At 44.6% G+C, this 8,664-nt stretch carries 9 protein-coding genes; 8 read left to right on the top strand and 1 reads right to left on the bottom strand.

Annotated elements, in window-relative coordinates; all coding sequences use genetic code 11:
* Window positions 1–1,519: calcium-binding protein (locus tag QUA03_RS25750; RefSeq protein ID WP_333216135.1), on the top strand; the 1,519-nt coding region annotated here is incomplete at its 5' end.
* A gap of 386 nt (window positions 1,520–1,905) precedes the next feature.
* Here QUA03_RS25750 and QUA03_RS25745 read toward each other — a convergent pair.
* Complete coding sequence (locus tag QUA03_RS25745) at window positions 1,906–3,522, bottom strand: Ppx/GppA phosphatase family protein (RefSeq protein WP_333216133.1); 1,617 nt, start codon at window positions 3,520–3,522, stop codon at window positions 1,906–1,908.
* A gap of 95 nt (window positions 3,523–3,617) precedes the next feature.
* On the opposite strand from QUA03_RS25745, the gene QUA03_RS25740 reads away from it, so the two are divergent.
* The 7 genes from QUA03_RS25740 to QUA03_RS25710 all read left to right on the top strand — a co-directional run bounded on the left by QUA03_RS25740 (window position 3,618) and on the right by QUA03_RS25710 (window position 8,643).
* Entirely contained in the window at window positions 3,618–4,502 is an 885-nt protein-coding gene (locus QUA03_RS25740; protein ID WP_333216131.1) for a 4-hydroxybenzoate solanesyltransferase, read from the top strand.
* A gap of 273 nt (window positions 4,503–4,775) precedes the next feature.
* Complete coding sequence (locus tag QUA03_RS25735) at window positions 4,776–5,486, top strand: hypothetical protein (protein ID WP_333216129.1); 711 nt, start codon at window positions 4,776–4,778, stop codon at window positions 5,484–5,486.
* A gap of 32 nt (window positions 5,487–5,518) precedes the next feature.
* Window positions 5,519–5,818 (top strand): GIY-YIG nuclease family protein, encoded by a 300-nt coding sequence (locus tag QUA03_RS25730; RefSeq protein WP_333216127.1) that lies wholly within the window; start codon window positions 5,519–5,521, stop codon window positions 5,816–5,818.
* A 65-nt stretch (window positions 5,819–5,883) separates the two neighbouring features.
* The gene (locus QUA03_RS25725; protein WP_333216126.1) at window positions 5,884–6,129 is read left to right on the top strand and encodes a hypothetical protein; all 246 of its coding nucleotides are present in this window, start codon (window positions 5,884–5,886) and stop codon (window positions 6,127–6,129) included.
* Between the two features lie 172 nt (window positions 6,130–6,301).
* A complete protein-coding gene (locus QUA03_RS25720) occupies window positions 6,302–6,799 on the top strand; it encodes a TIGR00725 family protein (RefSeq protein WP_333216124.1) in 498 nt (165 codons plus the stop codon).
* Window positions 6,800–6,807: 8 nt separating this feature from the next.
* Entirely contained in the window at window positions 6,808–7,329 is a 522-nt protein-coding gene (locus QUA03_RS25715) for a hypothetical protein (RefSeq protein ID WP_333216122.1), read from the top strand.
* Window positions 7,330–7,617: 288 nt separating this feature from the next.
* Complete coding sequence (locus QUA03_RS25710; protein WP_333216120.1) at window positions 7,618–8,643, top strand: TPM domain-containing protein; 1,026 nt, start codon at window positions 7,618–7,620, stop codon at window positions 8,641–8,643.
* Window positions 8,644–8,664 lie beyond the last annotated feature (21 nt).

Here is an 8,664-nt window from a genome sequence, read left to right as displayed (position 1 = left end):
TCCGACACCAATTCCGACGCCAATTCCGACACCGACACCAATTCCAACACCAATTCCGACACCTGCGGAAACTCCAACTCCGACACCAATTCCGACACCAATTCCGACGCCAATTCCTGCGGAAACTCCGACACCAATTCCGACGCCAATTCCGACACCGACACCAATTCCAACACCAATTCCGACACCTGCGGAAACTCCAATTCCGACACCAATTCCGACGCCAATTCCGATATCTACGGAAACTCCGACACCAATTCCAACGCCAATTCCGACTGCGACACCAATTCCGACGGCTATACCTGGGGAAACGCCGATCGCCAATCAGAATTCGATCGCCCCAACCACATCTCCAACAAGCGAAACCCCCACACCTGCGCTAATTCCTGCTGCTTCGGAAGACTGTATGTGCGATCGAATCACTTTACCCGATCGCACTTCCATTCCCGGCCCGAATATCCCTGAAAATATCCTCAACGGTACAGACGGTAAAGATACTCTAACCGGCAGCGATATTAATGACATCATCAACGGTTTTAATAGCAGCGACTTGCTAAATGGCTTTCTCGGCAACGACAATATTTACGGTGGCCTTGCTAGCCCAGTTACTGTAGGCGCGGATGCAGACAGCGACACCATATTTGGCAACGAAAATAACGACTATATCGTCGGCCACGCTGGGAATGACATTATTTATGCGGGTAAAGATCATGATGTGGCGATCGCAGGCAAAGATAATGACGTAGTTTGGGGCGACAAAGGCAACGATACCCTACTTGGCGATGAAGGTAATGACAGTTTATTTGGTGGCACTTCTGATGCGTCTGACGGTGACTTGACAGGAAAAGATTTGCTTTTTGGCAATAACGGCAACGACGTTTTATACGGACAAGAAAGCGAAGATACTCTTGCTGGGGGCGAAGACAATGATACCTTACACGGTGGCAAAGATAACGATATAATTTGCGGCGATTCTGGCAATGATTTGCTGTTTGGAGATTTGGGAAATGACAGCATCTGCGGTGGCGATGGCGAGGATACAATTTTCGGAGATATTGACAATATCGCGACAGATGCTAGCAATCAAAAAGATTATTTGTGCGGTGGCAGCGGGAATGATTTAATTTGTGGTAATCAAGATGTCGATCAATTGTGTGGTGGTGACGGTAACGATACTCTGTACGGCGGCAAGGGTGATGATACTTTGATTGGGGGAATGGGCGACGACTGGTTGATGCGAGACTTCGGAAACGATACGCTGGAAGGGGGAAGCGGGCGCGATTACTTTTTCTTGACTGCGGGAGAAGGCCACGATGTAATTGCTGATTTTACGCAAGGTGAAGATTTATTAATTTTGACGGGAGGGTTAACGGTCGATCGACTCAGCATAGTTCAAGAAAACACTACAACTTTTATCAAAATTGCCAACACAGATCAAATCTTAGCTAGCCTCAAAGGCGTGCCAGCTAATCTCATCACTCAACAGGATTTTACAGTAATTGGGCTACCTGGTTTGTAGATAATATCAAATCCGGTTGTATCAGAATGATCCCTAATATCATGTCCGATCGATTAACGATAATATCCGGGTCGGGGCGGGTTTTTGAGATTGTCAATTATTTGCAGGTATTGTTGGTGAAGCCGCCCCTACAAAAATCGCGATCGCTCGACCGGACATGATATGAGACACTAATTAAATCTTTCGTATAGCGTCAGCAAATAGTCATATCGCATTGATTTATCCTCTCTAAAATTAATCCACCCTGCCTTCAGAAGGCAGGCTAGGGCGATCGCGAGGAGTATGGAGTCAAACACAATATTGGTAATAGACTTAGGGTTAAGTTGAAACTGTAGGGTGCGAAGTACGCACCCTACAGTCTCTCGTTTCCAGGCTCGGCTTTGTATTTAAACCGGAACCAGATTCGGTTCCAAAGTTGCCACTAATTTGAGATTGTACTCATATTCAAAACACGGCTTTTTATAATCCAAACTCCACATTTCTAGAGCGCAATTGTCTTCGCGATTGAGCGGTTGTAGGCGCAAGTGAAACTCTCTCACTTCTGGGCGATATTCGCACTTAAAATCAGAAATTGCGCCAATCTGTCGCCTGTCTAAAGCCACAGCTAACCGCATAAAAGGATGCAATTTACTGACGAGTTCCCGGTATTTTTTTGAAAGAACAATAAAATTTTCGTGCTTCTTTTTAGGAGGATTTTTCCGGTGATAGCGAGCTAAATTGGCAATGACTTCAATCTCTGTTTCAGTGTAGCCCAATAACTCACCATTGCGAATTAAATAGTAAGAATGCTTGTGGTGCGCTGAATGGCTGACGTATAAACCGCAGTTGTGTAGAATTGCCGCAGCCCACAGCAACTCGCGTTCTTCGCTTCCCCAGTGGTGTAGAATTCCTTGAGTTTGGTCGAAGAAATTGAGAGTAAATGCTGCGGTTCTTTCGCTTTGTTCTAAATTGACTTGATATTTGTTAGCCATGTGGAGAATGCTACGCTGGCGGATTGAACCTTGATAGCGTAAGCGGTTTTCAATTAAACCGTGCGCCAGCATCCAGTCAACAATTACGCCTTCTCTCAGAGACCGATCGCAAACAGTAAGAAATTCCATTCCTAATAATGTCATCGCTTCCTGCAAAATCAAAGCGCCTGCCAGAATAATTTCGGCCCGCTTGTCCGACATTCCCGGAATTGCCAACCTTTCGGCATAAGAAAGTTTGCGAAAGCGATTGACTAAATCGCGCAAATCTTTTAAACTTAACTGATATCCGGCTAGGGGACTCGGCACTGTTCCCAACTTTTCGCGAGCGTTAATTGTGGCCAGAGTTTCGATGGTTCCAGCAGTGCCAATCAAGCGCAAAGGTTCGCCAGCATGGAATTGGGAGCGCAATTCGTCGATCGGTCTTTCTAGCGAAATCCGAATATAAGCTTGCAAATAAGCAAACTCCTCCTTGCTAATTGGGTCAGTTTTGACAAATTGTCCTGTTAGGCGAACAGCACCAATTTTTGTACTGGTGAGACAGCGAGGTTCTGAACTATCTCCTAAAATCAACTCAGTAGAACCGCCTCCAATATCAATAATTACCTGGGACTGATTGTTAAACTCCATTCCCGAAAGTACGCCGAGATAAATTCTCCGCGCTTCTTCCTGACCGGAAATTAAACTTACATTCAGGTCTAATTCTTCAGCGACTTGTTGGAGAAAATCCCGCCCGTTAGGGGCTTCCCGAACCGCACTCGTAGCCACAGCAATAATTTGTTCGACATTGAAAGTTTTAGCAATATCTTGAAAACGGCGCAGAGTGGCAAGAGCCCTTTCCATAACCTCGGATTTCAAGCGCCCTGTCTTAACCTCACAATCGCCCAACCGAACCGTATCTTTTTCTCTAGCAATAATCGTAAACGCGGGAAATTTCGGATCGATCCGCGCCACCACCATGTGAAACGAGTTAGTACCCATATCAATAGCAGCAATAATGCGATTTGACTCCGCAGAAGCAAGTGAATTAACCATTGGAGTGTATCGGGGTTGACAGATATTTTTAATTATTCCATGAATTTACTGAGTCATCGGCTTAAAATATTAAAAATCTCCAATCTAAAATTAAAATGCTTACAGAGCCCGATCGCCAACCCGAATCCACATTGCTAACCGTCGTGAGGCTTTTGAGATGGGACAAACCAGCAGGAAGGCTGATTTTAATGATTCCAGCCCTCTGGGCCGTCTTTTTAGCAGCAGACGGGAGGCCGCCCGTAGCATTGGTGGGCGTGATTGTGTTGGGTACCTTAGCCACGAGTGCGGCTGGATGTGTCATCAACGACTTGTGGGATCGCGATATCGATCCCGAAGTAGAAAGAACGCGATCGCGCCCCCTAGCATCCCGCGCCCTCACCGTGCAAACTGGGATAGGAGTTGCATTAATTTCCTTTGCTTGCGCGGCGATTCTCGCTTTTTATCTCAATCCTTTAAGCTTCTGGCTGTGCGTGGCCGCCGTACCAGTAATTATCTGCTATCCCCTAGCAAAAAGATTCTTCCCAGTGCCACAATTAGTGTTATCAATTGCCTGGGGTTTTGCAGTTTTAATTAGTTGGAGCGCCGCCGTGGGAGAACTAGAATTAGCGACTTGGTTGCTGTGGGGTGCAGTCGTACTGTGGACGTTAGGATTTGATACAGTTTATGCGATGAGCGATCGGGAAGACGATTTGCGTTTGGGTGTGAATTCCAGCGCGATATTTTTCGGGAATAATGCTGCTAATGCTGTGGGTTTTTTCTTTGTTGGTACTGTCGGTTTGTTAGCAGCAATGGGAATTAATCTGCACTTGCACATTGGTTTTTGGATGGCAATTGGTGCGGCGGCGATTTTGTGGTTTTTGCAGTACAGTCAACTGCGGAATGCGGATATTCCAAAGCTTGTTTACGGTCAAATCTTTCGCCAAAATGTTTGGGTGGGTTTTGTCATATTGGCGGGGATGATTGTTGGGGAGATTTTTTGATAAGTTCGCCAATATCAAGTGTAGGTTAGGTTGAACGCTCGCGAAACCAAATTTACACTTGATATGAATCGTGAAGCAGAGAGATAAAAAGCGCGAGGCAGAAACACCCAAGTGAATGCAAAGAAACAGTAGCAGTGAAGATTAAAGCGCTCAACGATCGCCACCAACTCAGTTTATTTACTTGACAAAATAACACTTACAAGCTATTGTGAAAGCACCTCTACATTTAAATTCTAATATAAAAATTTATTCATAATGTAGACCCTAGACTTTATGATTCAAAAAATCCGTGAAGCTATTGGATTGTTCGCCTCAAACTTTGTGCTGTTTAGTTTGATAGTGCTAACAGTATGGTTGCCGGGGTCAATTCTGTTGATATATTTGCGCCTGTACGTTTTTCCAGAAATGACTGGCGGAGACGAGTTGCGTATAACCATGCAAGAATTGCGAGTGTCGCAATTCATTGAAGGCTCTTTTGGTACGCTCTATGTGGGTGCATTACTTCATGCACTTGCTAAGTTGAAGCGGGGACTTAATCCAACTTATCGTGAGTCCATGACCCACGCAGGACGAAAGTGTTTCAAGATGTTCGGAACTCGTTTTGTCACTGGATTGATTGTGCTAGGTGGTTTAATTCTTTTCATCGTTCCAGGTGTCATTTTGGCATTGCGCTATGCACTAATTGATGCCGCTGTGGTGCTGGAAGGTGTAGAAGGATCGAAGGCTCAAAAAGTTAGTGCGAATTTGACTCAAGGGAAAAGAGATAAGATATTTTGGACGATAATTCTGACCTATCTTGGATTGTTTATTGCTTCGACGATCGTGTCTTTTATTTTGTATCTACCGCTATCATTGATTGGACAAGAAGAGAACTTTGGAGTCGCATTAATCTATGAGTGCGTTGCGAATATTCTTGCTGCATTGCCCATCATAGTTTTGTTTTTGTTCTACTGGGATGCAAAAAATCAGCAGCCAGTTGTCTAGGATGAAATAACTGCTTGCATCTGGCAATTTCCATGACCAACCCCATCCAGCAAGAAGCCCGCCAAATTCTCGACACTCTCGCCTTTACCGCCTTCGATCGGTGCCATCCCCTGGGCCACGACTTCGACACAATTCCTCCTAGAGTTGGTTTGTACGCCTTTCAACATCGCATTCAAGGATTACTCTACATCGGCAAAGCCAAGAACCTCCGAGATCGACTGCGAGGTAATCACAAAGCCTTCCTCTGGGGCTGGCTCTATCGCTACGATCCAGATGATGTAAGGATCGCTTTTGTTACCATCAACCTATGGCAAAAACCAGGGTTATTATAGGAATTATAAACCCTCATCCTTCAAGCTACAAATCCTCCCTACAACGTTAAAATCCCCAGAGAACAATGACTCAGATCCTCAATATCCAACACTTACCACCAGAAGCTATTCATTCGCTGATGACCCATTTGCCGGACTATGTGAAAGTCGCCCTGATGGAAAAAGCTACGCAGCTAGAATGTTCTCTGGAAGCTGCAATCGAAATGGCGATCGCTAGTTTTCTAGACTCAGAATCTTTCAGCTTTGAAGATTGCCTATTATCGCAACGTCTTAAGGAATCAGAATTGGTAGAATTTCCCCAAAAGAAATAGGGTGCGATCGCCCGTTTTACAATCAAAAGAGCGAGATCCCTTCTTGCATCCGCGTTAATCTGCGTCCATCTGCAGTTAAAAAAGAGCGAGATCCATTTTTCACCCATCTCCAGAGTAGATAGTGTGAAAACAAACTAGCAAGTATTAATAACACCATATTCACCCCAAAACTATGAAAAAAATTATCATTGGCATTATGGGCCCGGGCGATAGTGCCACATCAACCGACTTAGAAAACGCCTATCAACTGGGACAACTCATCGCGGAAGCAGGATGGATATTGCTAACTGGCGGCAGAAATGTCGGCGTCATGGATGCCGCCAACAAAGGAGCAAAATCAGCTAACGGTTTAACAGTCGGCATCCTTCCGGGAAATGACACTCGCGGCATTTCTGAAGCTGTAGATATTGCCATTGTCACCGATATGGGAAACGCCAGAAATAACATTAACGTTCTTTCTTCAGATGTAATAATTGCCTGCGGTATGGGCACGGGCACTGCTTCGGAAATTGCCCTCGCCCTCAAAGCTAACAAACAAGTTATATTGTTAAATTACAGCGCCGAAAGTCAACTTTTTTTTAAAGGTTTAGCACAATTTAACATCTTTGTGGTAAACAATGCTGTAGAGGCTATGAATCAAGCTCGCGAAATCCTAGTAAATCCAAGATGAAATCCAAGATGAGAGCAAGCAAATTCAACTTTTGTGCGATCGGCATTTTCCTGACTTTGGGGATTTTCGTCACTACCAAAGCAGACGGAAGAATTGCACAGTTCAGTTTCAGCAACAAATCTACTCAAAAATTAGCACAAACCCTCCCTCCTCCTCCCCCTGTCGCAAAGCCTGTTACTGAACAAGAAGCGCCACCTATTCGCAGTGAATCCGTGCCGGATCAAATCGCTTTAGCAACCCATTTGCAGACCATCAAAGCTAGAATGTACGGTGCTTACTGGTGCCCTCACTGTCACACGCAACAAGAACTTTTCGGCAAAGAAGCATTTACCGCAATTACTTACATTGAGTGCGACCCCAGAGGCAAAGATTCTCAACCGGATTTGTGCAAAGCTGCCAATATTAAAGCTTATCCCACTTGGGAAATTCGGGGAAAATATTACACGGGCAGGCAATCTTTGGAAAAACTGGCTATTTTATCCGGTTATAAAGGCAGCAGCAATTTTATGCCACCAGTTACCTCTCCTTAAAAATATCTAAATTAGTTAGCACTCGCACTCGCCCACTCAGAAACCGGGTTTTTGAACCGAGATTGACGGTTTTCAGCAATTATTTTGGTTAAAAACCCGGTTTCTCGCTACCCGTGCGTCCATGACTATAAATGTAAGGTGCTTATGGCGCACCTAAAATTATGATTTTTATGAATCCAACTTCTGAATAATATGAATTGACATGACAGTAAGCTGGTTATTTAATTGTAATTAGGCGGACAGATATATGTCAATTTCAGACTAGCAGTTATTCAGGAGACTGAAGCGATGCAGTTACAATTTAGCAATAAACAAATAATCTGGGCCAGTTTGCTATGCTTTTCGGCAATTGCATTTCCTCTAACAAGCCAAGCTATAACAGTACAAGAAGTACCGAATCCCCGTCAAGTAAATAACACTTGGGTAACGGACAAGGCAAACATTCTCAGCGACAGCACCGAAACTCAGCTAAATCAAATGATTTCGGATTTAGAGGCGAAAAACGGCTCAGAAATCGCTGTTGTGACAGTGCCTGATACTAAACCATCTGCGACACCAAAAGCATTTGCTACAGAATTATTTAACTTTTGGGGGATTGGCAAAAAAGGTAAAAATAACGGATTTTTATTGTTGATTTCGTCGGGGGAACGCCGCGTTCAAATTGAAACAGGTTCGGGCATTCAAAGCATTTTACCCGATGCGAAGGTAGTGGGAATTATTAAAACCGAAATTACGCCCCGATTTAAACAGCAGGACTTTGACGGGGGTACATTAGCCGGGACAAAGGCGTTAGTAAATGTTTTACAAACTCCGATGGTAAATGCTCAATCTCAAACCACGCTGCCTTTGGCTCCAATCGTACCATCTCAAGGGGTGAAACCGTCACCAATACCTAGTCAACCGCCAGTTATTAGTAATAGTACATCCACAGGTGAAGATTCATCGAATTTAATTTATGGCTTACTTGGGTTGTTATTCACAGCGTTCATAGCATTTATACCTTGCTTCATTATCTTCAGGATATTTAGCAGCTTATTTTCTCGGATATCTCGTTACCGCCACCGCCGTTATCCGCGCAATTACAGCAGTAACAATCGCAATTACGGCAGTCACAGTCCCAATTACAGCAGTAACTATCGCAATTACAGCAGTAACAGCCACAACTATTACGGTGGGGGTGGCGAGTACAGCAGTAACAGCATTGATTACTGTACCAGTAGCGACTACAGCAGTCACAGTAGCAGCGATGATTGTGGTGGGTTAGAGTCGATAGGGGCGTTGCCACCCCTACCTCTCCTTCAGAACGGAACGTGAAACTTTCGCTTCATTCCGCTC

This window comes from Microcoleus sp. S36b_A4 (assembly GCF_036700645.1).
Lineage (GTDB): Bacteria > Cyanobacteriota > Cyanobacteriia > Cyanobacteriales > Microcoleaceae > Microcoleus.
The sequence above is the reverse complement of the archived record's forward strand: the minus strand, read 5'-3'. Positions and strand labels throughout refer to the sequence as shown.